Source organism: Mesorhizobium carmichaelinearum, assembly GCF_900199455.1.
Lineage (GTDB): Bacteria > Pseudomonadota > Alphaproteobacteria > Rhizobiales > Rhizobiaceae > Mesorhizobium > Mesorhizobium carmichaelinearum.
The window spans coordinates 41772-67807 of sequence record NZ_FZQR01000006.1 but is presented as its reverse complement, the minus strand read 5'-3'; the positions used below and the strand labels follow the sequence as shown (position 1 = coordinate 67807).

Genomic DNA, 26036 nt, shown 5'->3' with positions numbered 1-26036 from the left:
CACCGTCCCGCTGCGAACCGGCTATTAGTTGTTGCCGAAAAGGTTGCGGTCAGCGCCCTGCTGGGTAGGCGCCTGAGTGGCCGGAGCCGACTTCTTGATCGAAGCGGTGTACGAGCTGTCGTTCGAAGCAGCAGCAGGCTGGTTGGCACCGTTGGAGCCATAGTTGTCGCTGCCGGCGAAAGCGCTGCCGGAGATGGCCAGAACGGCGGCGGCAGCAATGATGAACTTCTTCATGTTAGTCTCCTGAATTTCTTGAGGTCGGCCGGAGCGGCGGGCGAAAAAACCCGCCATTGGCCGCTGTTAGTTGTTGCCGAAGAGGTTGCGGTCAGCACCCTGGACAGGCGCCTGGGCAGCCGGTTCCGACTTCTTGGTCGAAGCGGTGTGCTGGCTGTCGACAGAAGTGGCTGCAGCGGCATTCGAACCATAGTGGTCGCTACCAGCGAAGGCGCTGCCGGAAATAGCCAGAAGGGCGACGGCAGTGAGAACAATCTTTTTCATTTTGGGCACTCCAGTATTTTTTCTGTCCGTCTAGCGGCGTGTCTTGGGATTAAAATCGCGTCGTTCGGACAGCCCCGATGTGGGAAAGCCAGCCAGCCGTTTCCAATCACGAAGTTGTTCCGTGTGGACCAAGAATCCACCACTTGAAATTGTGCCAAGGCCTTCCGTGTCATATATTTTTGTTTTTGATATCAAACTGTTAGGCAAAACCAGCGCCGCGATCACCAACTGTATCGGCGGCCCAGCGTTCACACCGTCCTGCACGCACCGTCAACAGAAACGAACCGTTCGGTTCGATTTTAGAATCTGCTAATAGTCACTTTTCGAAACCGTTAACCTTTTTTGCTGCCGTTTCGGGTCGATCTGGGTAGCCGGCATCGCCGTCAACGAGACGATTTTCGTGACCGCTGTCCTTGACCCGATCGTTTCGCATGCGTGTCGCGCCGCATGGATGCGATGTCGCTTTCATGCCGATGTCGCAAACGCTGTCGTGATTAGATCATGGCATCTCAGGTGCCGCTTCGTGACGACGGGGCGGAGAATTGGGAAGCCGGTCAAAGTCCGGCGCTGCCCCCGCAACGGTGGTGGAGTTCAAGTCGCAACGGGAGACCACTGGGCGAAAGCCTGGGAAGGTGTCGCGACCGTCCGCAAGGACACTCCAGAGCCCGGAAACCAGCCCGAGATAGTTGAACTCGACTGATCGCGGTGGGCGGTCAAGAGGCGGATGCTGGATATCCGGCGCGAGCCGGCGTGCGGCCGATCCTTCCTCAATCACCACCATAGTCAGTCCTTAAATGAAGAGGACAGGACATGGATGCGCGCAACGATATGCTGAGGCTCTTGAACAGCCGCAGGGACGGGTTCTCGCTTGAGCAGCCCTTCTATACCGATCCCGATTTCTTCAAGCTCGACATGGAGCTGATCTGGTATCGCGACTGGCTGTTCATCGGCCATGATTGCGAACTGCCGAAGCCCGGCAGTTTCATCACCGTGCAGATCGGCGACTATCCGGTCGTGCTGGTGCGCGATCAGCAGGGCAAGATCAATGCCTTCCACAATTCCTGCCGCCATCGCGGCAGCCGCGTCTGCAACACCGACAAGGGCATGGCCGCCAAGCTGGTCTGTCCCTATCACCAGTGGACCTATGAGCTGGACGGAAGGCTGCTGTTTGCCCGACAGATGGCCGACGGTTTCGACAAGAGCCAATTCGGCCTGAAGCCGGTCGCCTGCGAAAGCGTGGCCGGCTACATCTTCATCTGCCTGGCCAAGGAGCCGGCCGACTTCGCGCCGATGCGGGCGATGATCGAACCCTATCTCAAACCGCACCGGCTCAGCGAAGCCAAGATCGCCTTTGAGAGCACGATCGTCGAGAAGGGCAACTGGAAGCTGGTCTGGGAAAACAACCGCGAGTGCTACCATTGCGCGGGCAATCACCCGGAACTGTGCAAGACCTTTCCTGAAGCTCCAACGGTGACCGGCGTGCAAGGCGCCGACAGCGATCCGGAGATGCTGGCGCACTGGGCGAAATGCGAGGCGGCCGGCCTGCCGAGCAAGTTCCGCATCGACCCGGCCGGGCAATACCGTGCCACAAGGGCGCCGCTGCTGCGCGACGCGGTCAGCTACACGATGAACGGCAAGCGGGCGGTGAAGAAGAACCTCTCCGACAGCGTCTCGGCCGACCGCATCGGCACGTTGATGCACTATCACTACCCGACGACCTGGAACCATATCCTCATCGACCATGCCGTCACCTTCCGCGTGCTGCCGATCAGCGCCACGGAAACGGCGGTGACGACCAAATGGCTGGTGCACAAGGATGCGGTCGAGGGCGTCGATTACGATCTTGCCGAACTCACCCATGTCTGGACCGAGACCAACGACCAGGACCGCCGCATCGTCGAGGAAAACGCCTTTGGCATCCTGTCGCCGGCCTATGAGCCCGGTCCCTATTCCGAGTTGCACGAAGGCGGCGTGATCCAGTTCGTCGACTGGTACGCGCGCTTCATCGGTCCGCGCCTTGCCGACGACGGCAGGCCGGCGTTGCGCAGCGTTGCTTGAGAGGTTGAAGGATGAATGCGATGACGGATCTTGGCCTCTATCGCCATCTCGACCAGATGGCACCCTGGAACGACAGGCTGCAGGTGCTGGAAGTGATCGGCGTGAGCGACGAGGCGCCTGACGTCAAGACCTTCACCTTCCGCTCCGACAACCAGACCTGGTTCCGCTACAAGCCGGGCCAGTTCGTGACGCTGGAACTGCCGACATCGGATGGGCCGCTGATGCGCACCTATACGCTGTCGTCGTCACCGTCGCGGCCGTTCTCGATCGCGGTGACGGTGAAGGCGCAGGCTGGTAGCATCGGCACACGCTGGATGTTCGAGCATCTGAAGCCAGGTTCCCACGTCAAGGCCTACGGGCCGGCGGGCGACTTTTCGCTGCACAGCCATCCGGCAGCCAAATATCTGTTCATCTCGGCCGGTTCCGGCGTGACACCGATGATGTCGATGCTGCGCTGGCTGAACGACTGCGCGCCATGGACGGATGTCGGCTTCGTCAACTGCGCCCGGCGTGCCGAAGAGATCATCTTCCGCAAGGAGCTCGAACTGCTCGGCGGCCATATGCCCGGCCTGTCGCTCGGCTTCATGATCGAGGAGCGGTCGAGCCGCGAGGGCTGGTATGGCCATATGGGCCGCATCGACGCCATCCGGCTGCCGCTGCTGGCACCCGATTTCCGCGAGCGCGAGATCTTCTGCTGCGGCCCGGACCCCTTCATGCGCGCCGTGCGCGGCATGCTGGAGGCCGCCGGCTTCGACATGACGAAATACCACCAGGAGAGCTTTGCCGCACCCGTGGTGGAGGAAATCCCGGCGCCGTTCGCCGCGCCGGACAGCGTGGCCGTTCCCGTCGAATCCGCAACACCGATCCGCTTCGCGCTCTCGGACGTCGATGCCGACTGCGTCGCCGGCCAGACCGTGCTGCAGACGGCGCGCGCCTCCGGCGTGCGGATCCCCGCGGCTTGCGAATTCGGCCTGTGCGGCACCTGCAAGGTGAAGAAAGTCTCCGGCGCTGTCGAGATGAGCCACAATGGCGGTATCCTCGACCATGAGATCGACGACGGCTTCATCCTGGCCTGCTGCTCGAAGCCGCTGTCGGCACTCGAAATCGAAGCGTAGACACTATCGGGTCGGACCTGCGCTGCATGGTCCTTGGCCGCCCCTGAAGCAAACGGGTGCCGCGCTTTCGCGGCCAGGTGACGCCGGACATGACGAGCCGCACGCTCGTGCTGGAGGCGTCGCCTTCGACCTGTCCCGGGCACGGGACGGCGTTATCGTCGCGGGCTGGCGCCCTGCCTTGCCATCTGCTTTTGGCAGAAATCCTCTCCGTTCAGCCGACCGTTGCGGACGAGCCGCAATGCGGCTCGCAGGTCGGCCGTTCCAACCCAATCGCCCGGATCACCGGCGGAACAATTCCGTGAACGCCATGCCTCGTCGAGCAAGTCACGGGTCGGGGCGGGCGCAATAATCATTTGTTTTTTCACGGTTTTTTGAAACCCCGCACATCGCCACCGGCTTCAGGATTTTAAAGTTCGCGCGCCGCTTGACATTTGTCGATAGCAACTTGACTATTGTCATCATCGGCATTTGAGCGGGAGATCACGTGCCGATCGGCATCCGACAGGGATTAGCCGAAGTCATGGGAGGACGATGGTGGAGCTGCTGCTCGAAGTGGAAGGGCTGAAGAAGTCCTTTGGTGGTGTCGCGGCCTTGCGCGACGGCCGCTTTCAGCTTCGCGCCGGCACGGTTCACGCGCTCTGCGGCGGCAATGGCGCCGGCAAGTCAACCTTCCTGAAGATCCTGATGGGAATCCAAAGGCGCGATGCCGGCTCGATCCGCCGCCGTGGCAAGGACGTGGAATTCGCCAGCCCCGCCGACGCGCTGGCCTCCGGGATCGCCATCATCGAGCAGGAGCTGAGCCCGGTTCCCCACATGACGGTCGCCGAGAACATCTATCTCGGCCGCGAGCCGAAGGCACGGTTCGGCGGCATCGATTTTCGCGCCATGAACCGCGCCGCGCAAAAACTTCTGGACGACCTCGAATTCGACATTCGAGCCACCCAATACATGATGAACCTCTCGGTCGCGCAGATGCAGTTGGTCGAGATCGCCAAGGCGCTCAGCCACGACGCCGAGGTCATCTTCATGGACGAGCCTACGTCGGCGATCGGCGAACGGGAGGCGCAGCACCTGTTCGCCGCGATCGGCCGCTTGCAAAGGCAGGGCCGAGGCATCGTCTACGTGTCGCATCGCCTGTCGGAGATCTTCCAGGTCGCCGATTCCTACACGGTCTTCCGGGATGGTTCCTATGTCGGCAGCGGTGCGCTAGCCGAGATCGACCGCCCCGGCCTGATCCGGATGATCGTCGGCCGTGAGCTGTCCGAGGAATACGTCAAGACCAACACACCGACCGAGGAAACCGGTCTCGAAATTATCGGGCTGACCTGTCCGAACAAGATCGAGGACATCTCCTTCTCAGCACGCAAGGGCGAGATCTTCGGCATTTACGGCCTGATGGGCGCCGGACGGACGGAAATCTTCAATTGCCTGTTCGGGCTCGATCGTCCTTCGGCCGGAACCATCGCCATCGACGGAAAAACGGTCGCCATCGCGAAGCCGGCCGATGCGATGGCGCTCGGGCTGGCGCTGGTCACCGAGGACCGCAAGCTCACCGGCCTCAATCTTTCCGATTCCGTGCGCGCCAACATCTGCATGGCCAGCCTGCCCGAGATGAGCCCGGCCTTTGCCATGGACCGGCCGCGCGAGGCGGAAGCAAGCCGCCGGATGCGGGAGCGGTTTCAGATCAAGGCGGCGCGCGACACCATGCCGGTCTCCAGCCTGTCGGGCGGCAACCAGCAGAAGGTGGTGCTCGGCAAATGGTTCCTGCGCAACCCGAAGGTGCTGCTGCTGGACGAGCCCACCCGTGGCGTCGATGTCGGCGCCAAGCGTGAAATCTACCGGATCATCTGCGACTTCGCCGCCTCCGGCGGCACGGTGGTGATGATCTCTTCCGAGATCGATGAAGTTCTCGGGATTTCGGACCGGATCATGGTGATGCGGGCCGGCAGAAGCGCCGGAATCTTCAGGCGGGAGGAAACGGATGCGCAATCCCTCGTCCATCTATCGACCTGAACAGGGTTCGGCGGCAAAGGAGCCAGGAATGTCGGTTGGCGACAAGAAGACGACGCAAGGCTGGCTCGGTTCCGAGCAGCGCCGGCTGCTGATCCAGGAGTACGGCATCTTCCTTGCCTTCCTGATCCTGGTGGCGGTGCTGTCGGTCTCCAACGAGTTCTTCCTGACGGCCGGCAACATCTCCAACGTGCTGCTGCAGACGTCGATCAACGGTGTTCTGGCGATCGGCATGACCTTCGTCATTCTCACCCGCGGCATCGATCTTTCGGTCGGCTCCGTCGTCGCGCTCGCGGGGATCGTCAGCGCCAGCTTCATGACCAGTTCGGCGACCGCCGGCGTTGCCGGCGCACCCTATCCGGTCGCCTTGGGCCTCGGCATCGGCCTGCTGGTCGGCATTGCCTGCGGCGCGATTTCCGGCCTCATCGTGTCGCGCTTCTCGGTGCCGGCCTTCGTGACGACGCTCGGCATGCTTTCTGCAGCGCGCGGCATGACGCTGATCTATGGCGGCGGCCGTCCGGTTCCGGCGCTGACGCCGGCTTTCCGCTGGATCGGCACTGGCGACGTGTTCGGCATACCCGCGCCGGTCATCATTCTTGCCGTCGTGTTCGCCGTGTCGTGGTGGATCCTCAACCGGACGCGTTTTGGCCGCTACATCTATGCCGTCGGCGGCAACCCGCACGCCGCCAGGACCTCGGGCATCGACATCACCCGTATCCAGTTCCTCGTCTATGTCATTTCCGGCGGTCTTGCCGGTTTCGCCGGGATGCTGCTGAGCGCCCGCACCGGGTCAGCACTCCCCCAGGCCGGCATTGCCTATGAGCTCGATGCGATCGCCGCGGTGGTGATTGGCGGAACCAGCCTGTCGGGAGGCGTCGGCCGGGTGACCGGCACGCTGATCGGCGCGCTGATCATCGGCGTCATGAACAACGGCCTCGATCTGATGGGCATCCAATCCTATTACCAGCAGGTCCTCAAGGGCGCCCTGATCGTCGGCGCCGTGATGCTCGACCAGAAGCGAAACTACGGGGCCTAGGCCCCCTTCAAGTACCGGACCCGCGTCAGCGCGTCCGCTGCAAGGCGAACCATGTCGGTCGCTCACTCAAGGTGGAGGTAACGAAATGAAAAGATGGATGATCGCGCTCGCATCCGCGACCGCGCTTTTGGCCGCGCCAGCCATGGCACAGGACAAGATCAAGATCGGCGCCGCGCCCTACGGGCTGAACGCCGAGTTCATGCAGATCTGGGTGGCGGCGCTGCAGGAGCATCCCGCCGTCAAGAGCGGCGAGGTCGAACTGACGGTGTTTGACGGCCGCTATGACGCGCTGGTGCAGCAGGACCAGTTCAAGACGATGGTCACGCAGAAATACAATGCGATCATCTTCGCGCCGATCGACGTCGACGCCGGCGCTGCCGCCGTGCAAGCCGCCGCCGACGCCGGCATTCCCGTCATCGGCTCGAACACCCGCGTCCATTCCGATCTTCTGACCTCCTATGTCGGATCGGACGACACGATCTCGGGCTACATGGAAGCCAAGACCGTGCTCGACAAGATCGGCTGCAAGGGCAATGTCGTCATCCTTGAAGGTCCGGTCGGCCAGTCCGCGCAGATCTCGCGCCTGGAAGGCAACAAGAAGGCGCTGGCCGAATGCCCTGACGTCAAGGTGCTCGAGGACCAGACGGCAAACTGGTCGCGCGCCGAGGCCCAGACGCTGATGGAAAATTGGCTCACCGCTCACCCGAACCAGATCAACGGCGTGATCGGCCAGAACGACGAAATGGCGCTCGGCGCCATCGAGGCGATCAAGGCCGCCAAACTTGACGTCAAGAGCTTCGCCATTGCCGGCATCGACGGCATCACCGACGCGCTGCATGCCGTCAAGAACGGCGACATGACCTCGATCCTGCAGGACGCGCGCGCCCAGGCGCAGGGCGCGCTCGACCTCGCCATCCTCAATGCCAAGAAGGGCGAGTACAAGCCGCAGTCCGACATCTGGGAGACCTACAAGGACATGCCTTGGAAGGACGGCAAGGAGAAGCTCTACAATGTGCCGTGGACGCCGGTGACGGCGGACAATGTCGACAAGCTGCTTGCGACGCGCAAGTGATCCAGCAGCGGGGCGGGCTTTGCAGCCCGCCCCGCACCCCATCAGGCCGAGAAGAGAACCATGACCGAAACAATCGATGTTGATCTCAATTTTTCGCTGGGCGGCAAGGTCGCCCTGGTCACCGGCGGTGCTTCTGGCATCGGCAGCGCCATCGCCTCGGCATTCACCGCCAAGGGCGCCATTGTCGGGGTGATCGATATCAATGAAGCGGTTGCGCAGGCAAAAGCCGCCGAACTCGGCAATGGTGCGAAAGCCTTCGTCTGCGATGTGTCCGATCCGCAGTCCGTGGCGGCGATGTTTGCAGCGGCGCAAGCGGCATTCGGCCATATCGACATCGTCGTCAACAGCGCCGGCGTCGTCATGCTTGCCCCCGCTGAGGAGCTCGGCCTCGACGCCTGGGACAAGACCATCGCCATCAATCTCAAGGGAACGTTCCTTATTTCCCAGGCCGCCGGGCGCGCCATGATCAAGGCCGGCAAGGGTGGCAAGATCATCAATATGGCCTCGCAGGCCGGCACGGTGGCGATCGACCAGCACGCCGCCTACTGCGCCTCGAAATTCGGCGTCATCGGCCTGTCCAAGACGCTTGCCGCCGAATGGGGCAGGCACGGCATCACGGTCAATACGATCTCGCCGACCGTAGTCCTGACCGAACTCGGCAAGAAGGCCTGGGACGGACCGCGCGGCGAGGCGCTGAAGCTGCGCATCCCGACCGGCCGCTTCGCCTTTCCGCAGGAAATCGCCGCGGCTGCCGTGTTCCTCGCCTCGAACGGCGCCGACATGATCAACGGCGCCGACCTTCTGGTCGACGGCGGCTACACCATCATCTGAGCGGCGGGAGCAACCATGCAGCGTTTCATCAACAATCCGGACGAGGTCGTCGAGGACACGGTCAAGGGCTTCGTCAAGGCGCATGCCGGCATCGTCAGGCTCGGCAGCAGCAACCCGCGCGTCATCGCGGCCCGCCATGCCCCGGTCCCCGGCAAGGTCGGCGTGATCACCGGCGGCGGCTCCGGTCACGAGCCGGCCTTCATCGGCTACACCGGCCGCAACATGCTGGACGCGGTCGCTGTCGGCGAATTGTTCTCCTCGCCGACGGCCAAGAGCTTTCTCGACGCGGCGCGCGAAGCCAATGGCGGCAAAGGTGTCGTCTGCCTATACGGCAACTATGCCGGCGACAACATGAATGTGAAGATGGCCATCAAGCTGGCCGCCAAGGAAGGCATCGAGATCGCCACCGTCGTCGCCAATGACGACGTCTGCTCGGCGGGACCCGACGAGCGCGAAAAGCGCCGCGGCGTCGCCGGCGAGATCTTCATGTGGAAATGCGCCGGTGCGCTGGCCGCGGAAGGCGCAAGCCTCGACGCGGTGCAAGCGACGGCGCAAAGGGCGATCGACAATTGCCGCTCGATCGGCGTCGGGCTTGGTCCCTGCACGCTGCCCGCCGTCGGGCATCCGAATTTCCTGATCGAGCCGGGCACGATGGAGGTCGGCATCGGTCACCATGGCGAGCCGGGTGTGCGCGTCGAGCCGCTGAAGCCTGCGGCCGACATTGCGCGGGATATGGTCAAGATCGTGCTCGACGATCATGCGCTCGCGGCCGGAACCGAAGTGGTGGTGCTGGTATCCGGCCTCGGCGCGACGCCAGTCAACGAGCTCTACATCCTCAACGACACCATCGAGGCCGAGATCGTCGGACGCGGCCTCACCATCCACAAGACCTATGTCGGCAACTATTTCACCTCGCTGGAAATGGTCGGCGCCACACTCACCGTCATGGCGCTCGACGCCGAGCTGAAACGGCTGCTGGACGTCGATGTCGATTGTCCCGCAAGGCTTTAGGAAACAGGCAAATGCAGCAGTTCGACAATGCTTCTGCGGGCGACATCGTGCTTTCGCTCGCCGACCGGATCATCGAAAACCGCGCCTATCTCAGCGAGATCGACGGCAAGATCGGTGACGGCGACCATGGCGTCAACATGGCCAAGGGCTTCGGCATGGCGGCGGACAGGATCAGGGGCAACGACATGTCGCTGGCCTCGGCCTTCGATACGCTCGGCACCGTGCTGATGACCGAGATCGGCGGCTCCATGGGGCCGCTCTATGGCATCATGTTCACCCAATTCGCCGAAACGATCGAAGCCTCCCCGTCGATCGGCGCCGACACCTTCGGCGCCATGCTGGGCAGCGGTCTCGAAGGCATCCAGACGATCGGATCGGCCAAGGTCGGCGACAAGACGCTGCTCGACGCGCTGGTGCCGGCGATCGAGGCCTTCAACGGCGCCAACGCCGCCGGCAAGCCGTTTGCGGACGCGCTCGACGCGATGGCCGCCGCCGCCGAGCAGGGCCGCGACAGCACAAGGGACCTCGTGGCCAGGATCGGCCGCGCCAGCCGGCTCGGCGAACGCTCGGTTGGCGTCCTCGACGCCGGCGCGACATCCTGCGCGTTGATCCTGGCAACCCTGGCGTCCGGCGCCAAGCAGAAGCTGCTGAAGTCCGCGACCGCCGGCCATTGATTTATGACTATGCTCCTCCCGAGCAAAGGCTCCCGGCTGACATTGCAGCCGGGAGCGCGCTAGAGCGGTTCAGCGTCTGATGGAACCGCCGAACCGCTCTAACTCTTTGTTCTTGCGCAATTCCGGGCGGAAAACCGTTTCACACTTTTCCTGGAATTGCTTTAGGTGACCGATCGCAGGAAGATTGAGAGTTCGCCTGTTTGCGCTCATCTTGACGATCGATCTTGGATTCGGGGAAACCAGGCAGCATGACCGGCAAGACATCATCGGCGCGCAAGAATGGAACCGAGGCGGCGGCCGAGCCTATCCCCCTGCGCTACGGCGACGATCCGTATGTCTGGGCCTGCTGGCTTTACTACGAAGACCATATGACGCAAGGCGACATCGCCGAGATCATGGGCATATCGCGGGCGACGGTGAACAGCTATCTGGCCGACGCCCGTGCCCGCGGCATCGTCAACATCTCGCTCGAACCGTCGCGGCTGAGCTCGTTGTCGATCGCGCAGGAACTCAAACGCCATTTCGGCCTGCATGACTGCCTGGTCGTGCCGAGCGACGACAATACGCGGCCGCTGATCGACCGCCTCGGCGGGGCGGCGGCGCAGGCGCTGGCCAAATTGTTGAAATCCGGCGACACGCTTGCGGTCGCCTGGGGACGCACGGTGCTGGCGATTGGCGAGCAGGCATCGGTGCCCGGCCTGCAGGACGTCACCGTCGTCCAGGCGACCGGCGGAACGGCCGCCAACTTTGCCTATACGCCGGAGCTCTGCGCCTCGGCCATCGCCGGTGCCGTCAAGGCGCGGCTGATCAACATCACCGCGCCCGCGGTCGTGTCCACCGCCGAAGTCCGCGACATGCTTTTGCGCGAGCCGCTTATCCAGAGCCAGTTCGACGCGCTTGCCAAAGCCAACAAGGCGCTGTTCGGCATCTCGTCGCTGCGTCCGAATTCGACGATCCACACCAGCGGCTTCTTCGAATCCGTTTCGCTGCAGCAGTATCTTTCCAAGAACGCGGTGGGGGTCGTTGCCGGCCGTTTCATCGACGGCCAGGGCAATCCGGTGGCCGGCCCGCTCGACGACCGCACGATCGGCATATCGCTGGACATGCTGAAGGCCATTGGCCTGCGCATCGCGGTGGCCGGCGGCTTCGACAAGGTGCCGGCGATCCTGGCCAGCCTGCGCGGCGGCTACGTCAACGTGCTGATCACCGACGCCGCCACCGGCCGCGGCATCCTCAATGCCGACGGCGTCACCGAGCTCGACCAGAAGCTGTCGCAGCGCCCGCGGGTCGACAACACGATAGCACTGCCCAGCAATTACCGGACCCATATCAAGAAATTCCTCAACGACCCCGACGATGTCGTCGAGGAAATGCTCGACGGCGTGGTCAAGGCCCATGCCGCCTATACCAAGCCGATCAAGGGCTCCAATCGCGCCCTGGTCGCCCGCACCGGGCCGAGGCCCGGCAAGGTCGGGCTGGTGATCGGCGGCGGCTCGGGACACGAGCCCTGTTTTCTGAGCTATGTCGGCAAGGGCCTCGCCGATGCCGTGGCTGTGGGCAACATCTTTTCCTCGCCGCCTCCCGGGCCGATCCTATTATGCACCCAGGCGGCGTCCGGCGGCGCGGGCGTGCTTTTCGTCTACGGCAATTATGCCGGCGACGTGATGAACTTCGACATGGCGGCCGAGATGGCGGCGGATAAGGGCATCGAGGTCCGCACCGTGGTGACGACGGACGATATCGCCTCGTCTCCGCTGGAGGACAGGGATGGCCGCCGCGGCGTCGCCGGCAATTTCTTCATGTTCAAGATCGCCGGGGCCGCCTGCGATCGCGGCCTGTCGCTCGATGCTTGCGAGGCGGTAACACGCAAGGCCAATGCGCGGACCTTCACCATGGGCGTCGCGCTCGAACCCTGCTCGATGCCGCAGACCCGTCGCCACAATTTCGAGATCGGCCCCGACGACATCGAGATCGGCATGGGCATCCATGGAGAACCCGGTGTCATCCGCGAAAAGATGATGACCGCCGATGCGATCACCGACCGGGTGATGGACCGCATCTTCGCTGAAATGAAGCCGGTGGCGGGTGACCGCGTGGCTGTGCTGATCAATTCGTTCGGCGCGACACCCTTGATGGAACTCTACATCCTGTTTCGACGCGTCGAGCAACGGCTGAGCGCGAAGGGTGTCCAGATCGAGGCGAACTGGGTGGGCCACTATTGCACCTCGCTCGACATGGTCGGCGCATCCATAACGATCCTGCACCTCGACAATGAATTGTCGGAGCTTTTGCGCCATCCTTGCGATACGGCCGTGCTGCGGATCGGTTGAGGACAATAAGAGATGCGTCTTACGGACGAAGGCCGCATCCTGCTTGAACTGGGAGGACCATGATGTCGGACAATGCCGCACGACGCCTGAGCAGGATGTTCTACCGCATATCGATCGCGATCGAGGCGGGAAAGGACCGGCTGTCCGATCTGGACGGCGCCATTGGCGACGCCGACCACGGCATCACCATGTCGCTCGGCTTCATGGCCGTGAACGCCTATCTGGCAAAGCTCAATCTCGACGACACGCCTCCCTCGGAGATCTTCACGGCCGCCGCCTCGGCGTTCCTCGATGCCGTCGGCGCCTCGACCGGACCGCTCTATGCGACCGCATTCCGAAGGGCTGCGCAGGCGCTCAAACAGGATGAATGCCTTTCGCTCGCTGAACAGACGGCGATCATCAAGGCGATGACGGCGGGCATCATGGAGCGAGGCAAGGGGCAGCGCGGCGACAAGACCATGCTGGACGTGTGGATCCCCGCCACCGAAGCAGCGCTCAACGCACAGGCCTGCAATGCCGGTGGCCCGGATATGTGGAACAGCATCCTCGAAGCCGCGGAAGCGGGCGCGAACGCGACGCGGTCCATGGTGGCGGCGCGCGGGCGCGCGGCGCGGCTCGGCGAGCGGTCGCTCGGACACATGGACCCGGGCGCCGCCTCGGCCGTCATCATCCTGCGCGCGATGAAGGACACCTTCACCGAAAGCGAGCCTGGCGGACACTGAAAATCGAGGCGTGATCCCGCTCAGGGCTCGATTGGCGCCAAAATGGCCGGCGTCTTGCCGGCACCGCTTACCTTGCCAACGAAGAACCGAGCGTTTACAGGCGTTGTCAGTGGAAGCGTTCCTGCTGGCCGGCGGGAATTGCGAAGCGGGGCAACAATGACACGTGATTGCGACGCCTATGCGGTTGCGAGCAGGGATATCGTCTTCGAATCCTTCGATGGCGAAGCCGTGGTGCTCAACCTTGCCAACGGCAAATATTTCGGCTTCTCCGATTCCGGCAGCACGGTGTGGCAGGCGCTCTCGTCCGGGGTCGATGCCCGGGCCCTGATCGGGCTGAACGCCGGCGGTTCGACACTCGGCGCGGCTGAACTGGAACACTTCATATCGCAATTGCTCGAACTGGGGTTGCTGGTGCCTTCGGAAACAGCGGCGCAACCGCTGCCGGGCGAGTTGCCTGCCGAGCTTGCCGCCACGAGCGAGCCGCTCCATGTGAGCATTCACGACGACCTCGCCGATTTGATCATCGTGGATCCCATTCACGAGGTCGAGGAACCCCTCGGCTGGCCAGCAGTCAAGCAGGCATCCTGACGAGCTGGGTGCGTCTGGGACAGGGGCGCAGGATGCCGCGCGTCACGCTCGAAACCTTGCCGGATTACGCCCGGTATCTCATCACCGCCGCTGAAGAAGCCGCCACACATTATCCGGCCGCGCGGACGGTCCGCCTGCCCCGACTGGAGCTGATCGCGCATGCCGCTCCCGGAGTGCTTGCCGAGGCGCTCGGCCACGCCTTCGTGGAGGCCGAGGCGGACCTGGCGGAGCCATCGACATGCCGCATCTTCACCGTTCATCCCGGCATTGGCGGCATCCCTGAGCCGGCGCAGTGGGGCGACGCACATTTCACCGAATACGGCTTTGCCGAACGGCTCGCCGGGGCCGGGCTGCGTGGCCACTATTTTCACGATCTGGATTTCTGGCAGGTCTACGATCCGGAGCGCCGCATTGGCGTCCAGCTGATGACCTCGCCCGATGCTTTTCCGCCCTGGGAGCCGACAGCACCGCTGCGTGCCTTCCTGCACTGGGAATATGCGGCGCGCGGTATGCGGCTGACCCATGCCGGCACGCTCGGGGCCAATGGCAAGGGTGTGCTGCTCGCCGGCGCGGGCGGTGCCGGCAAGTCCGGCACCGTCGCCGCCGGCCTGCTCAACGGACTCGACAGCGTCGGCGATGACTATGTGCTGATCGATCTCGCCGGCGGCGTGACCGCGCGGCCGCTGTTTTCAACACTGAAGCAGGACCCGCAAGGTTTCGCACGGCTGGGCTTGAAGCAGCGACTGGGGATCGAGAGCCCATTGAACTGGCAGGGCAAGCACACGTTTCACATTGCCGACATAGCGCCCCGGCCGGTGCCCGCAGCGCTGGACATCGTTGCGCTGGTGGTGCCACATATCGGCGGTGGCGAGATGAGTTCGATTGTGCCAGTGTCGCGTCGAGACGCCATGATCGCACTGGCACCGTCGGGCATCATGCAGATGCCGGGGGAACGCGAAAGCGGCTTCCGCTTCTTCGGCGATCTTACCCGCCAGCTGCCAAGCTACCGTCTGTCCCTGGGAACGCATCCCGAGGAGATCGCCGGCACCCTTGCGGATTTTCTGACACGAGTTGTTTCGTGAAATTGAGCGTGATCATGCCTGTCTACAACCGCGAACGCTATGTCGTTCCGGCCTTGCGCTCATTGGTGCGCCAGCGCGATGCCGCCGATCTCGACATCATCGTCATCGACGACGGCTCGACCGACGGCTCGGCGGAGGCCGTGCGTTCGATGATGGTCGAGAACTCCTGCATCCGCCTGTTCCGGCAAGAGAATATGGGTGTCGCCAGGACACGCAATGCCGGGCTGAGGCAATTGCCTGCGGACGCCGAGTTCGTTTCGTTCCTGGATTCCGACGACATCTCGCTGGCCGGGCGCTTCAAGACCGATCTTGCGCGTTTCGGCGCGAGCTCCGGCTTGGAGTTAACCTATTCGCTGATGACGCTGGCCGACCGGATTGACGACGAGAGGCTGGAGCCTGCGGTCGACAGCCGCACCATGACGATGCGGGGCATTTCGCTGAGCACCGCCCTGTTCCGCAGGAGCCTTGTCGAGCGGACGGGGCAATTCGACGAGGAGTTCGAACAGGCCGAGGACACCGACTATCTGCTGCGGGTCTTCGAAACGGGTCCGAACTACGAATTGCTGGACACCGTCGCGATCTACTATCGGCGCCACGCCGGGAATGTCACCAAGGAACATGACAGCCGGGTCCGCAATCATCTGCGTGCAATCCACAAGTCGATGCGACGACGCAAGGCCGATCCGTCGCTGCGCGAGGTTCAGGGTATTTTCGAGCTGAAGAGCCCATCTGCTGATTGGTGGATGATGTGATGCCGTACGTCATCGGATCGAGGCCAGGCCTGGGGCTGATATGAGGCTGAGCGTGATCATGCCGGTCCATAACCGCGAGACCTTTGTGGGCCCGGCGCTACGTTCGCTGCTCAGGCAGCGTAACGCCGCCGATCTCGACATCATCGTCATCGATGACGGCTCGACCGACGGATCGGCCGAAATGGTGCGCTCGCTGATGGCGGAGAACGCCTGCATCCGCCTGTTTCAACAACCCAATATGGGTGTGACCCGGACGCGCAACACCGGGCTGGGATTGCTCAAGCCGGAGACCGACCTTGTCTCCTTTCTCGATTCGGACGACATTTCGCCGGTCGGACGCTTTTCGGCCGATATCGAACTCTTCCGCAACGATCCGAATCTGGATCTCACCTATTCAAGGATGATGCTGGTCGACAAGATCGACGACGAGAGCCTGGAGCCTGCCGCCGACAGCCGCAGTATCACGGTTCGCGGCATCCATTTGTCGGCGGCGATCTTCACGCGCCGGCTTGTCGAGCGCATCGGTGTGTTCGACGAAGCCTTCCATCAGGCGGAGGACACCGACTACCTGCTGCGCACCTTCGAAAGCGGACCAAGATATGTCACGCCGGAGACCGTGGCCCTCTACTACAGACGCCATCCCGGCAACATGACCCGACAGACCGATGTCCAGTCCCGTGAATTCATGCGTGCAATCTACAAGTCGATGACCCGCCGCAAGGCAGATCCGACCTTGCGGCGGATCGAAGGCATCTTCGAACTCAAGGATCTCGCTGACTGGCAGTTCATGTGATGAGCGGATACGGCGTCGTCATTCCGGCCTTCAACGCCAACGGCACGATTGGCGAGACGCTGCGATCGGTCGCCACCCAGACGGTCCGGCCTGACCTGGTGGTGATCGTCGATGATGGTTCGACCGACGATCTGGCTTCAGCGATCGGCGGAACAGACCTGCCGGTGCACTTGTTGCGCCAAGCAAATGCCGGACCTGGCAGCGCCACGACCAGGGGCATCGCGGCGCTGTCGACGCCGCTCATCGCGACGCTCGACGCGGACGACCTCTGGCTGCCGGACAAGATCGAGAGACAGCTGGCGCATCTCGAGAGAAGTCCCGCAACATCGGGCGTCTTCTGTCACTGGCGGAATTTCCGCAACGACCAGCCCGACGCGCCGGAAGCCGCTTCCATGCCTGGCTGGTCGCGGACCACCATGATGATCCGCCGCGAGGTCGCCGAGATGGTTGGACCGATCGTCGATCCGCCGGGCGGCCGTGGCGAAATGATCGACTGGATCGCCCGGGCGCGCGAGGCCGGACTTGCCCTCGACATGCTGGACGAGGCGCTGGCGCTGCGCCGCATCCGGCCGGGCAGCCTGTCCTATGGACGCGATGCGGCCCGCGACCGCGGCTATCTCGAAGTGGCACGGCTCGCCATGCTGCGGCGAGCTCGCAACAAAGCCGGCCCGGGCTGATGGCTGATATCCGCCGTATCGAGCGTCGCTTCCCGGACTATGGCTGGTCCTGGCCGACGGGCGGGCTCGACCAGCTGCTCAAGGCCGCACTTCTTCCCGACGAGGATGCCGCAGCCGCTTGCGCCGGCCGCTGGCTGGACGAGAACGATATCGATCACGTCTCGTTTCGCGAGCACCGGCTGCTGGCCGCGATCTCCGACAGGTTCGGCAGGAAGCTCGCCCGCCATTCCGCTTATCCGCGCCTTGTCGGCCTGCAGAAGATGCTGTGGACCAAATCGCGCATGGCGATGCGCGAAGCCGAACCGGCACTGAAGGCGATGACCGATGCCGGATGCCAGGTGATGCTGATCAAGGGCGCCAGCCGCATTGCCTTGAACGCCTCGGCACAGCGCGGCCGGGTGGCGCACGACATCGACATATTGGTGCGGCCGCAGGACATGCAGACGGCCTTCGACGTGCTGCGCGACCGTGGCTGGCAGATCGCCACGGGGGTCAGCCCGCAATATCTGCGGACAAGGCTGGCGTCGCTGCGCTCGATGAACTTCTTCAAGGGCAATCTTGGCGATATCGACCTGCACCAGCTCGCCTATGACGGCTCGCAGCGCAGCGAGGAAGACGACCTGGCCATCTGGCGACGGGATGACAGCGCCGAGTTCAGCGGCGTCGGCGTGCTGGTGCCGTCGCCGGCCGACCGCATCGCGCTTGCCATCGCGCATGGGGGGCTCGACGCCCACACACACAGCGACTGGCTGGTCGATTGCGCGGTGGCCATGCGCGGCGGCGATGTCGACTGGGATGTGTTCCTCGATGTTGTCGCCAGGCGCGGCCTTGCCGTGGCCGCGGCGGTGGCGCTCTCCTACCTGGCGCTTGAAACAGGTGTGGCGGTGCCGAACAGGGTGCTGGCGCGCGTGCTTGACATGGCCGACCGCAGCGGCCTTTCGCGCTGGTCGGCGGTGCTGCAGGCCAAGCCCCGGACCGATTTCGGCAGGCTGGTCTGGCTGTCGCGCGGCCTTGCCAAGCAGTTGCGGCTGCGGCGCAAGAGCGGCCGGCTGCGGCAGGAGCCGCCAGCCAAGGCCTGGCGCGGCAGGCCAGCCCGTAACGAGCCGTCGCAAACGCTGCCGCCATCGGTGTTCTCACAGGCCATACCGTGCCCGCGAACGGCAGGCGAGATGATGCTGGACATCACGGTCAGGATCCGTGTTCCACCGGTCCGCCGCCGCATCGAGATGGAGATCAACGCCGATGACGACCATATTGCGCGCCTGCGCGCCATGGCCATCAGCCGGTCCGGCGGGGAACGGGTGCTGCATTTCCGCGGCAAGGTGACGCTTGACGGTGAAAGGCACGCCTTGACGCTGGAGGCGCGACCCTCCCGGCAATTCCGTCAATGGGACGATGATGCGACAGTGGCTGCCTATGGCGCATTGCCCTTCCATCTGATCTCGGCGATTTTTTCGCCGCTGCGCTGAGACGGAAGCACCCACCAAGCATCGCTCGGCCTGTTGCAACAGTCTTGCACGGACAACCAAGTTCTCGACGCGATGCTGACGAATATCGCAGACTGTAACGCCGCGATTAACTGCACTTTAGGCAATCCCGGCTAGCTTGCGACGTCAGGCAGGCGCAGCTGTGCACCCGCCCGTGATTTCGTCGTACTGCGTAAAAATGATCTTTGCTGGGGCGGTCCGATGAGCATGGGAAGTGTCCGAAACATCAGTACCGCGACCGGCTTTGCGTCTTCGATTGGAAGCTTGTCGCCGGTCTGGCTTGTCGCGGCCGTGGTGGTGTTCTCTTTTTTCATGCCGTGGACGGCCGGCGACAATACCGACGTCAGCTGGCTCATCGTCATCTGCGAAAAGGTCCTTGATGGCCAGAAGCTCTATGTCGACATTCTGGAAACCAATCCGCCCTTCTCCGTGGCCCTCTATATTGGGCCGGTATGGCTGTCCCACAGGCTCGGCATCTCGCCGGAATCGGCAATCGAGTGCTTCATCTATCTGGTCTTCTTCGTTTCGATTGCGCTGTCGGCGGTGGTCATCGAACGCGGCCGAATCTTTGTCGATCTGAAGACGCAATGGATCTATCCCGCGCTGGCGGTTTTGCTTCTCATCATGCCTGGGAATGTTTTCGGCCAGCGCGAACATATCGGTACGATGTTGTTCATGCCGATGCTGTTCCTGATGATGTGGCGGATTGAAAACCGTGCCCATGCGCCGGTTCCTCTTGGCCTTGCCGTAGCGGTTGGCCTGGCTGGAAGCGTGCTGCTTCTGGTCAAACCGCACTGGGCAACCGGTATCGTATTGCCGTACCTCTTTATCGCTTGGCGCAGACGCTCGCTGATGGCGTGCCTGACGGCTGAAAACGTCGTCATCTTCACAGTTTGCGCTGCCTATCTCGTCAGTGTGTATCTATGGTTCCCCGAGTTTCTCGGCGCCTTCCTGCAAGTGCTGATGCGCTACTATGTCAGCCTGCGGGCCAACATAAATATCGTCGCCGCATTGCCGACTTTTGCGATTTTTGTCGTCTTCGCGGTTTTCCAGATGCGTAAATCTGTCTGGCGGGACGACGTCGCGCTGGCGATGGTGAGTGCCGGCGGCCTCTTTGTCTCCATGGTGTATCTTGGAAAATACTGGCCCAATCACCAGTATCCCTTCCAGACGACGCTGGTGTTCGCGATGCTGCTGGCAGTGGCATCACGATGGCAAATGGCGTTTGGCCTGACAAACGCGGAGGCCGCCTCCGAGGTCGACAGCGTCAAGCTCCACGCCGCAGCCGCGCTGGCCGTGGTCGCTGCGCTTTCGGTGACGCACCACCAGTTCTATCAATTGCCCGAGAAAAGCCTGGTCGATGCCATTAAGAGCCGTTACGCCTCGCCATCGATCGTCCAGGTCAGCTCCGATCTTTCCGTCGGCAACCCACTGACAAGGATGAGCAATGGTCGCTGGCTGTCGGCCTATGCCCATGATTGGGTCGGCACCTATGCACTTTGGGGCCTGATGCGGGGTACGTATCAAGGCGAAGACGAGCGCATCGCACGGCAGGACCTTGATAATTATACGCGCTACGTCAATTCCCTCATCCGCGACAACAAGCCCGATATCATCCTGATGGATCGGATGAACAAGAAAAAGTCAGCGTGGTCGCTCACCGCGGACTTTCCGCCAATCTGGATCGTGTGGATGCGTCAGAATGCGGATTTCCAAACCCTGATGGAAGGCTATGAGGAAATCGCGAGCGGGGACTACATCGAAGTCTATGCCCGGCGCTCGGATGCCCATTAGAGCAGTTCACCGTTTTACGGAAACGGCGATCTGCTTTAACTCTTTGTTTTGACGCAATTCCTAAGGGAAAGCGCTATGCGCTTTTCCCGGGAAAACCGTTTCACACTTTTCCTGGAATTGCCCTAGCTCGCTCACTCAGCTTTTCGTCACCCGCCGCAGCGTCAGATTGATCCTGCCGCCGTTCTTCAGCAACGCCGAGGTCGAGGGATAGATGCGGTCGACGCCGTGAAAGGCGAGACGGCTCTCGCCGCCGAGCACGACGACGTCGCCGCTCTTCAGCCGGAACGACTTGGTGGCGCCCTCGCGCGTCGTCTGACCGACCCTGAACAGGCAATCGTCGCCCAGTGAGACAGAGACGACGGGCGCCAAGAAATCGGCCTCGTCGCGATCCTGGTGCAGGCCCATCTTGGCGTCGGCCGTGTAGAAATTGATCAGGCAGGCCTGCGGCGGATTCGGATAGGCCGAGACCTGCCGCCAGAGATCGAGCAGGCTCTCCGGGATCGGTGGCCATGGTTCTCCGGTCAGCGGATGCGTCGGCTGGTAGCGATAGCCTCGCTCCTTGTCGGTGACCCAGCCGAGCGGGCCGCAATTGGTCATGCGCACGCTCATCTCCTTGCCGGTGCGCGGCATGGCCGGGACGAACAGCGGAGCCTGCTGGACGATACCCCTCACCGCCTCGACCAAAGCCTCCTGCACGGTGCGGGAGAGATAGGCCGGCATGTGGCGGACGCCCTTGGGCAGAACAAGCATGGAATAGCGCACCTTGAGAGGGTTCGGCCCGCAGGATGCCACCATCGAAGGAAAACGGCGACCCGAAAGCCGTCGGCGGTCTGATGGCGGCTGTCGACAGGGGGATGAGTGGTGAATTCGCTGCCCACCTTCGCGAAAGGCGGTTGACGGACAAATATGAATTCCATAGTCAAGTTTTTGAACTTGAGTATTTTAGACAACAATTTGGATGCCGGCGCGAGGGAGAGGTCTCCGGCAGCGAATGGCAAAGAGCGAGGCATGTCGACGTGACGTTTCATGAGGGGTCTAACATGGTCAGGGGTGGCAGGATCTGGTGCCGGGGATTGCTCGCCACGACGTGCCTGGCGGCGCTGCTTTGTGCTCATCAGTCGCTTGCGCAGCAAGCCGCAGCCCAGTCACAAGATGACACGCTCGAGCCGATCACGGTCAGCGGCAAGGGCGGCCGGGTCAATTCCCGGGATGACGACAAGACGGTGGCCGCCAAGCGCAGCTCCGGCGCGACCAAGACGGATACGCCGCTCATCGAAACGCCGCGCTCCGTCTCGGTGGTGACGCGTAAGGAGATCGAGGAGCGTGGCGCGCAGGACATCATCGAGGCGGTGCGCTATTCGGCGGGCGTCAGCACCGGCGCCTACGGCTTCGATCCGCGCTTCGACCAGATCTATATCCGGGGCTACGACGCCACCACGCTCGGCGACTACAAGGACGGCCTGCGCCAGCCCTACATCAATTACGGCACCTTCCGCACCGACCCCTATTCGCTCGAACGCGTCGAGGTGATCAAGGGACCGGTATCGGTGCTTTACGGCGCGGGAACGCCGGCCGGCATCGTCAACAAGGTGCCCAAGCTGCCGACCGAGGACAGGATCCGCGAAGTCCAATTGCTCTACGGCACCAAGGACAGGGCCCAGGCGGCCTTCGATTTCGGCGGGCCTGTCACAGAAGGCAGCGACGAGTTCCTCTACCGGATTGTCGGCCTCGCGCGAAACGGCGACACCAATTTCGACATCGCCGACGACCGCTATTTCCTGCAGCCGTCGCTGACCTGGAACCCGGATGCCGCGACCTCCTTCACCATCTACAGCCTGGTGCAGGCCGACGAGACGGATACCAATGTCGGCGCGATCACCGATCCGTCGGGAAAGGTCCACGCTTTGCGCGAGAGTGACCCGGACTACGACTACCAGAAGATCCGGCAGCAGCAGATCGGCTATAAATTCGAGCACGATTTCGGCGACGGCATCACCGTGCGCCAGAACGTCCGGTATTCTCATCTCGACCTGAGGTCGCGCTATCTTGCGGTCGCCAGTTGGACGGGCACCGTCGCACATCGGTATGCGAATTCGATCCGCGACGAAATGAACGTATTCCAGGCCGACAACCAGATCGAAGCCAAGTTCGACACGGGCGCGCTCGCCCACACTTTGCTTCTCGGCCTCGACTACACGAACCTGACCTCGTCCTTCGGCTATGGGATAGGTCCAGTCGATCCCGCCTATGATTTCGACATCGCCAATCCGACTTACGGTGTTTCCGGCCCGACGCCGGACTACAATTTCACGACGTCCGATGCGGATCTGCGCCAGACCGGTATCTATGCGTTGGATCAGGTCGAGCTGGACAGATGGCGCTTCACGCTCGGTGGCCGGCAGACCTGGGTCGAGCAGACGCGTGAATACGGTAACGGCAAGTCCGAGGGCTTGAACAAAAATGCCTTCAGCGTCCAGGCCGGCGCCCTCTACCTGTTCGACAATGGCGTCGCGCCTTTCGCGAGCTATGCGACCTCGTTCGAGCCGGTCACGAACCAATCCGCGTCGGGCGAAATCCTTAAGCCGACGGAGGGGGAGCAGTTCGAGCTGGGCGTCAAATATCAACCGCCAGGGACCGACATCCTGCTGTCGGCGGTCGCCTATCATCTTGTCGAGAAGAACAAGCCGGTTGTCGTCAATGCCAACACGGGCACCTACCGGGCGTTGGGCGAAGTCACCAGCAACGGCTTTGAGCTGGAGGCGCGCGCGGCCACCATGGACGGCCTGGATGTCATCGCCGCCTATAACTACAACCACGCGGAGATCACGAGCGGCGCCCCCGGCTCGACGGAGATCGGCAAGGTTCCGGCGGTCACGCCCGCGCATGTCGCGAGCCTCTGGGCCAACTACAAGTTCGACGAGGGCAGTGCCGCCTTGGGCCTTTCGGTCGGTGCCGGCGTGCGGTTGCAGAGCGCCACCTATACCGACACCACCAACACCGCCAAGAATGATGCCGCGGTCTATCTCGATGCCTCGGCGTCCTATGATTTCGGCGCCATCGACAAGAAATATAAAGGTGTCAGCGCCGCCTTCGCCGTCCGCAACATCGCCGATGAACGTCCGATCGTGTGCAACAGCGGCTATTGCTATCTGGGTCAAGGCCGCAACATCACGGCTTCGCTGAAGCGCAGCTGGTAGGGCCTGCTGTGTTTGCGCGTCCCCTGGACGCGCAAATGCCCTTGTCAAACTCGGTCAAGCACGCACCGGGTTCTTAATCGTTCTCCACCCGGCCGCGCAGCTTTTTGATCGTACCGCGTCCCGCCTTGCTCTTCAGCCGCCGCTCCACGGCGCCTTTCGAGGGGCGCGTCTTCTTGCGCGGCGGCGGCGGCGGCTCGGCGGCCTTGGCGACCAGCGCCGTCAGCCTTGCCCGGGCGTCCGCGCGGTTCTGCTCCTGGGTGCGGAAGCGCCCGGCCTCGATGACGATGACGCCGTCCTTGGTGGCGCGCTGGCCGGCAAGCTTGATCGTGCGGGCGCGCACGCGTTCCGACAGGCCGGCCGCATTGGCGGCGTCGAAGCGCAGCTGCACGGCGGTCGCCACCTTGTTGACGTTCTGGCCGCCGGGACCGGACGAGCGGATGAAATCCTCGTGCAGGTCGCCCGGACGGATCACGGCTTCGCCCGATATGATGATGTCGTCGTCGATCGGCATGCCGCAGTCATGGCGCGGCGACGTGAAAAAGAAAAGGCCCGATCGAAACCGGGCCTTCACTGGTGCCGAGCGGCAACGATGCCAAGCGATCTGGGCTGCTACTCCGCCGCTTCCTGCATGCGGGGCGCCGCACCCATGACGGTTGCATCGACATGCGGTTCGAATTTCTCGAAGTTGACCGCGAACATGCCGACCAGTCTGGCCGCTTGCCGGTCATAGGCAGGCTTGTCGGCCCAGGTCGAGCGCGGATCGAGAATGGCGCTGTCGACGCCAGGCACGGCCACCGGCACCTTGAAACCGAAATTGGCGTCGGTGCGGAATTCGCCGTTCTTCAGCGAGCCGTCGAGGGCGGCGGCAAGCAAAGCGCGCGTCGCCTTGATCGGCATGCGCTTGCCGGTGCCGTAGGCGCCGCCGGTCCAGCCGGTGTTGACCAGCCAGCAATCGGCGCCGTGGCTGGCGATGAGTTCGCGCAGCAGATTGCCGTATTCCGAGGGGTGGCGCGGCATGAACGGTGCGCCGAAGCAGGTCGAGAACGTCGCCTCGGGCTCGGTCACACCCTTTTCGGTTCCGGCGACCTTGGCCGTGTAACCGGAGAGGAAATGATACATCGCCTGCGCCGGGGTCAGCCGCGCGATCGGCGGCATCACGCCGAAAGCATCAGCGGTCAGCATGATGATGTTCTTGGGATGACTGGCGCGGCCGGTCTTCGAGGCATTGGGGATGAAGTCGAGCGGGTAGGCGCAGCGTGTGTTTTCGGTGAGGCGGCCGTCGTTGAAGTCCGGCACGCCGTCGGCGTCGAGCACGACATTTTCCAGCACCGTGCCGAAGCGCTGCGTGGTGGCGAAGATCTCCGGCTCGGCTTCGGCCGACAGCTTGATTGTCTTGGCGTAGCAGCCGCCTTCGAAATTGAAGATGCCGTGCGGGCCCCAGCCATGCTCATCGTCGCCGATCAGCGTGCGCGACGGATCGGCCGACAGCGTCGTCTTGCCGGTTCCCGAAAGCCCGAAGAAGACGGCGGCGTCGCCGGCCGGCCCCTCATTGGCCGAGCAGTGCATCGGCATGACGCCCTTTTGCGGTAGGAGATAGTTGAGCATGGTGAACACCGACTTCTTCATCTCGCCGGCATAGGAGGTGCCGCCGATCAGCACGATCTTGCGGGTGAGGTCGACAGCGATCACCGTTTCGGTGCGGCTGCCGTGGCGGGCGGGATCGGCGCGGAAGGACGGCAGGTCGATGATCGTCATCTCCGGCACGAACTGTTCGAGTTCGGCCTTGTCCGGACGGATGAGCAGATTGCGGATGAACAGCGAGTGCCAGGCAAATTCGGTGATGACGCGCGTCGGCAGTCTCAGCTCGGCATCAGCGCCGCCGACCAGATCCTGAACATAGAGATCCTTGTCCGCGGCGTGGGCAAGGAAATCGGCGAGCAGCGTCTCGAACTGAGCTGGCGAGATCGCCTTGTTGTTGTCCCACCAGACCTCAGGCTCGGTGGCAGCGTCGCGGACGACGAACTTGTCCTTGGGCGAACGGCCTGTGTGCTGGCCGGTCTCAGCGACCAGCGCTCCATGCGCGGTCAACCGGGCCTCGCCGCGCCGGATCGCCTCCTCATAGAGGGCGGCCGCACCGAAATTGTAGCGCACCATGCCGGTGGTTTTCAGGCCGATACGATCGATCGGGCAAGCAGGATTGCGTTTGCCGACTTCCGACATTGGTGTCCCTTCTACTATTTTCCGCATCTTTGCCGGCGTCTTTCCGGCACGCCCACTACGCAGGCTGAGATGGTCAAAACCAGAAAAAC

At 63.0% G+C, this 26036-nt stretch carries 23 protein-coding genes and 1 riboswitch; of the genes, 18 read left to right on the top strand and 5 right to left on the bottom strand.

The genetic code is table 11. The features are described 5' to 3' along the window. Nucleotides 1-24: 24 nt before the first annotated feature. On the bottom strand, nt 25-234 hold the full coding sequence (locus tag CKW40_RS15475; RefSeq protein WP_095200770.1) for a DUF680 domain-containing protein: 210 nt from the start codon (nt 232-234) through the stop codon (nt 25-27). A gap of 66 nt (nt 235-300) precedes the next feature. Beyond that, nucleotides 301-498, bottom strand: coding sequence for a DUF680 domain-containing protein (locus CKW40_RS15470; RefSeq protein WP_095200769.1), 198 nt, complete (start codon nt 496-498; stop codon nt 301-303). Between the two features lie 494 nt (nt 499-992). Next, a riboswitch (cobalamin riboswitch) is annotated at nt 993-1193 on the top strand. A 115-nt stretch (nt 1194-1308) separates the two neighbouring features. Here CKW40_RS15470 and CKW40_RS15465 point away from each other — a divergent pair. The 17 genes from CKW40_RS15465 (at nt 1309) to CKW40_RS15385 (ending at nt 20530) form a co-directional block, all read left to right on the top strand. Beyond that, on the top strand, nt 1309-2556 hold the full coding sequence (locus tag CKW40_RS15465) for an aromatic ring-hydroxylating oxygenase subunit alpha (RefSeq protein ID WP_095200768.1): 1248 nt from the start codon (nt 1309-1311) through the stop codon (nt 2554-2556). A 20-nt stretch (nt 2557-2576) separates the two neighbouring features. Continuing rightward, nucleotides 2577-3671, top strand: a complete 1095-nt coding sequence (locus CKW40_RS15460) for an FAD-binding oxidoreductase (protein WP_095201020.1) — start codon at nt 2577-2579, stop codon at nt 3669-3671. A gap of 534 nt (nt 3672-4205) precedes the next feature. Next, the gene (locus CKW40_RS15455; RefSeq protein WP_095201019.1) at nt 4206-5684 is read left to right on the top strand and encodes a sugar ABC transporter ATP-binding protein; all 1479 of its coding nucleotides are present in this window, start codon (nt 4206-4208) and stop codon (nt 5682-5684) included. Nucleotides 5685-5712: 28 nt separating this feature from the next. Further along, complete coding sequence (locus tag CKW40_RS15450; protein WP_095200767.1) at nt 5713-6717, top strand: ABC transporter permease; 1005 nt, start codon at nt 5713-5715, stop codon at nt 6715-6717. An 85-nt stretch (nt 6718-6802) separates the two neighbouring features. Next, nucleotides 6803-7789 carry a substrate-binding domain-containing protein gene (locus CKW40_RS15445; RefSeq protein WP_095200766.1) on the top strand — a complete coding sequence of 329 codons (987 nt, stop codon included), beginning with the start codon at nt 6803-6805 and terminating at the stop codon, nt 7787-7789. Nucleotides 7790-7849: 60 nt separating this feature from the next. Beyond that, a complete protein-coding gene (locus tag CKW40_RS15440; RefSeq protein WP_095200765.1) occupies nt 7850-8620 on the top strand; it encodes an SDR family oxidoreductase in 771 nt (256 codons plus the stop codon). Between the two features lie 15 nt (nt 8621-8635). Beyond that, nucleotides 8636-9631 (top strand): dihydroxyacetone kinase subunit DhaK, encoded by a 996-nt coding sequence (locus CKW40_RS15435; RefSeq protein ID WP_095200764.1) that lies wholly within the window; start codon nt 8636-8638, stop codon nt 9629-9631. An 11-nt stretch (nt 9632-9642) separates the two neighbouring features. Next, a complete protein-coding gene (gene dhaL / locus CKW40_RS15430) occupies nt 9643-10305 on the top strand; it encodes a dihydroxyacetone kinase subunit DhaL (protein ID WP_095200763.1) in 663 nt (220 codons plus the stop codon). A gap of 248 nt (nt 10306-10553) precedes the next feature. Further along, nucleotides 10554-12635, top strand: coding sequence for a bifunctional sugar-binding transcriptional regulator/dihydroxyacetone kinase subunit DhaK (locus CKW40_RS15425; protein WP_095200762.1), 2082 nt, complete (start codon nt 10554-10556; stop codon nt 12633-12635). Nucleotides 12636-12697: 62 nt separating this feature from the next. Continuing rightward, nucleotides 12698-13357 (top strand): dihydroxyacetone kinase subunit DhaL, encoded by a 660-nt coding sequence (dhaL, locus tag CKW40_RS15420; RefSeq protein WP_095201018.1) that lies wholly within the window; start codon nt 12698-12700, stop codon nt 13355-13357. 42 nt (nt 13358-13399) lie between these two features. Further along, nucleotides 13400-13945, top strand: a complete 546-nt coding sequence (locus CKW40_RS15415) for a PqqD family protein (protein ID WP_244571193.1) — start codon at nt 13400-13402, stop codon at nt 13943-13945. A 32-nt stretch (nt 13946-13977) separates the two neighbouring features. Then, a complete protein-coding gene (locus tag CKW40_RS15410; RefSeq protein WP_095200760.1) occupies nt 13978-15027 on the top strand; it encodes a serine kinase in 1050 nt (349 codons plus the stop codon). After that, complete coding sequence (locus CKW40_RS15405) at nt 15024-15779, top strand: glycosyltransferase family 2 protein (protein WP_179297979.1); 756 nt, start codon at nt 15024-15026, stop codon at nt 15777-15779. Before CKW40_RS15410 ends, CKW40_RS15405 begins: the two co-directional genes overlap by 4 nt. A gap of 40 nt (nt 15780-15819) precedes the next feature. Then, entirely contained in the window at nt 15820-16572 is a 753-nt protein-coding gene (locus CKW40_RS15400; RefSeq protein ID WP_095200759.1) for a glycosyltransferase family 2 protein, read from the top strand. Continuing rightward, on the top strand, nt 16572-17249 hold the full coding sequence (locus tag CKW40_RS15395; RefSeq protein WP_095200758.1) for a glycosyltransferase family 2 protein: 678 nt from the start codon (nt 16572-16574) through the stop codon (nt 17247-17249). Before CKW40_RS15400 ends, CKW40_RS15395 begins: the two co-directional genes overlap by 1 nt. Next, nucleotides 17249-18718, top strand: coding sequence for a nucleotidyltransferase family protein (locus CKW40_RS15390; protein ID WP_095200757.1), 1470 nt, complete (start codon nt 17249-17251; stop codon nt 18716-18718). The genes CKW40_RS15395 and CKW40_RS15390 overlap by 1 nt, the downstream gene beginning before the upstream one ends. 219 nt (nt 18719-18937) lie before the next feature. After that, the gene (locus CKW40_RS15385; RefSeq protein WP_143748306.1) at nt 18938-20530 is read left to right on the top strand and encodes a hypothetical protein; all 1593 of its coding nucleotides are present in this window, start codon (nt 18938-18940) and stop codon (nt 20528-20530) included. A gap of 135 nt (nt 20531-20665) precedes the next feature. On the opposite strand, the gene CKW40_RS15380 is transcribed toward CKW40_RS15385, so the two are convergent. Further along, on the bottom strand, nt 20666-21280 hold the full coding sequence (locus CKW40_RS15380; protein WP_095201016.1) for an alpha-ketoglutarate-dependent dioxygenase AlkB family protein: 615 nt from the start codon (nt 21278-21280) through the stop codon (nt 20666-20668). Nucleotides 21281-21570: 290 nt separating this feature from the next. Here CKW40_RS15380 and CKW40_RS15375 point away from each other — a divergent pair, with 290 nt between their 5' ends. After that, a complete protein-coding gene (locus CKW40_RS15375) occupies nt 21571-23727 on the top strand; it encodes a TonB-dependent siderophore receptor (protein WP_095200755.1) in 2157 nt (718 codons plus the stop codon). Nucleotides 23728-23800: 73 nt separating this feature from the next. Here the strand turns inward: CKW40_RS15375 and arfB are convergent, their stop codons facing one another. Continuing rightward, entirely contained in the window at nt 23801-24238 is a 438-nt protein-coding gene (gene arfB / locus CKW40_RS15370; RefSeq protein ID WP_095201015.1) for an alternative ribosome rescue aminoacyl-tRNA hydrolase ArfB, read from the bottom strand. A 98-nt stretch (nt 24239-24336) separates the two neighbouring features. Then, entirely contained in the window at nt 24337-25947 is a 1611-nt protein-coding gene (locus CKW40_RS15365) for a phosphoenolpyruvate carboxykinase (RefSeq protein ID WP_095200754.1), read from the bottom strand. Nucleotides 25948-26036 lie beyond the last annotated feature (89 nt).

Coding starts and splice junctions, on each gene's coding strand:
- CKW40_RS15475 (WP_095200770.1), bottom strand. CDS start 234: ATGAAGAAGTTCATCATTGCTGCCGCCGCCGTTCTGGCCATCTCCGGC.
- CKW40_RS15470 (WP_095200769.1), bottom strand. CDS start 498: ATGAAAAAGATTGTTCTCACTGCCGTCGCCCTTCTGGCTATTTCCGGC.
- CKW40_RS15465 (WP_095200768.1), top strand. CDS start 1,309: ATGGATGCGCGCAACGATATGCTGAGGCTCTTGAACAGCCGCAGGGAC.
- CKW40_RS15460 (WP_095201020.1), top strand. CDS start 2,577: ATGACGGATCTTGGCCTCTATCGCCATCTCGACCAGATGGCACCCTGG.
- CKW40_RS15450 (WP_095200767.1), top strand. CDS start 5,713: ATGTCGGTTGGCGACAAGAAGACGACGCAAGGCTGGCTCGGTTCCGAG.
- CKW40_RS15445 (WP_095200766.1), top strand. CDS start 6,803: ATGAAAAGATGGATGATCGCGCTCGCATCCGCGACCGCGCTTTTGGCC.
- CKW40_RS15440 (WP_095200765.1), top strand. CDS start 7,850: ATGACCGAAACAATCGATGTTGATCTCAATTTTTCGCTGGGCGGCAAG.
- CKW40_RS15435 (WP_095200764.1), top strand. CDS start 8,636: ATGCAGCGTTTCATCAACAATCCGGACGAGGTCGTCGAGGACACGGTC.
- dhaL (WP_095200763.1), top strand. CDS start 9,643: ATGCAGCAGTTCGACAATGCTTCTGCGGGCGACATCGTGCTTTCGCTC.
- CKW40_RS15425 (WP_095200762.1), top strand. CDS start 10,554: ATGACCGGCAAGACATCATCGGCGCGCAAGAATGGAACCGAGGCGGCG.
- dhaL (WP_095201018.1), top strand. CDS start 12,698: ATGTCGGACAATGCCGCACGACGCCTGAGCAGGATGTTCTACCGCATA.
- CKW40_RS15415 (WP_244571193.1), top strand. CDS start 13,400: ATGGCCGGCGTCTTGCCGGCACCGCTTACCTTGCCAACGAAGAACCGA.
- CKW40_RS15410 (WP_095200760.1), top strand. CDS start 13,978: ATGCCGCGCGTCACGCTCGAAACCTTGCCGGATTACGCCCGGTATCTC.
- CKW40_RS15400 (WP_095200759.1), top strand. CDS start 15,820: ATGAGGCTGAGCGTGATCATGCCGGTCCATAACCGCGAGACCTTTGTG.
- CKW40_RS15395 (WP_095200758.1), top strand. CDS start 16,572: ATGAGCGGATACGGCGTCGTCATTCCGGCCTTCAACGCCAACGGCACG.
- CKW40_RS15390 (WP_095200757.1), top strand. CDS start 17,249: ATGGCTGATATCCGCCGTATCGAGCGTCGCTTCCCGGACTATGGCTGG.
- CKW40_RS15385 (WP_143748306.1), top strand. CDS start 18,938: ATGAGCATGGGAAGTGTCCGAAACATCAGTACCGCGACCGGCTTTGCG.
- CKW40_RS15380 (WP_095201016.1), bottom strand. CDS start 21,280: ATGCTTGTTCTGCCCAAGGGCGTCCGCCACATGCCGGCCTATCTCTCC.
- CKW40_RS15375 (WP_095200755.1), top strand. CDS start 21,571: ATGGTCAGGGGTGGCAGGATCTGGTGCCGGGGATTGCTCGCCACGACG.
- arfB (WP_095201015.1), bottom strand. CDS start 24,238: ATGCCGATCGACGACGACATCATCATATCGGGCGAAGCCGTGATCCGT.
- CKW40_RS15365 (WP_095200754.1), bottom strand. CDS start 25,947: ATGTCGGAAGTCGGCAAACGCAATCCTGCTTGCCCGATCGATCGTATC.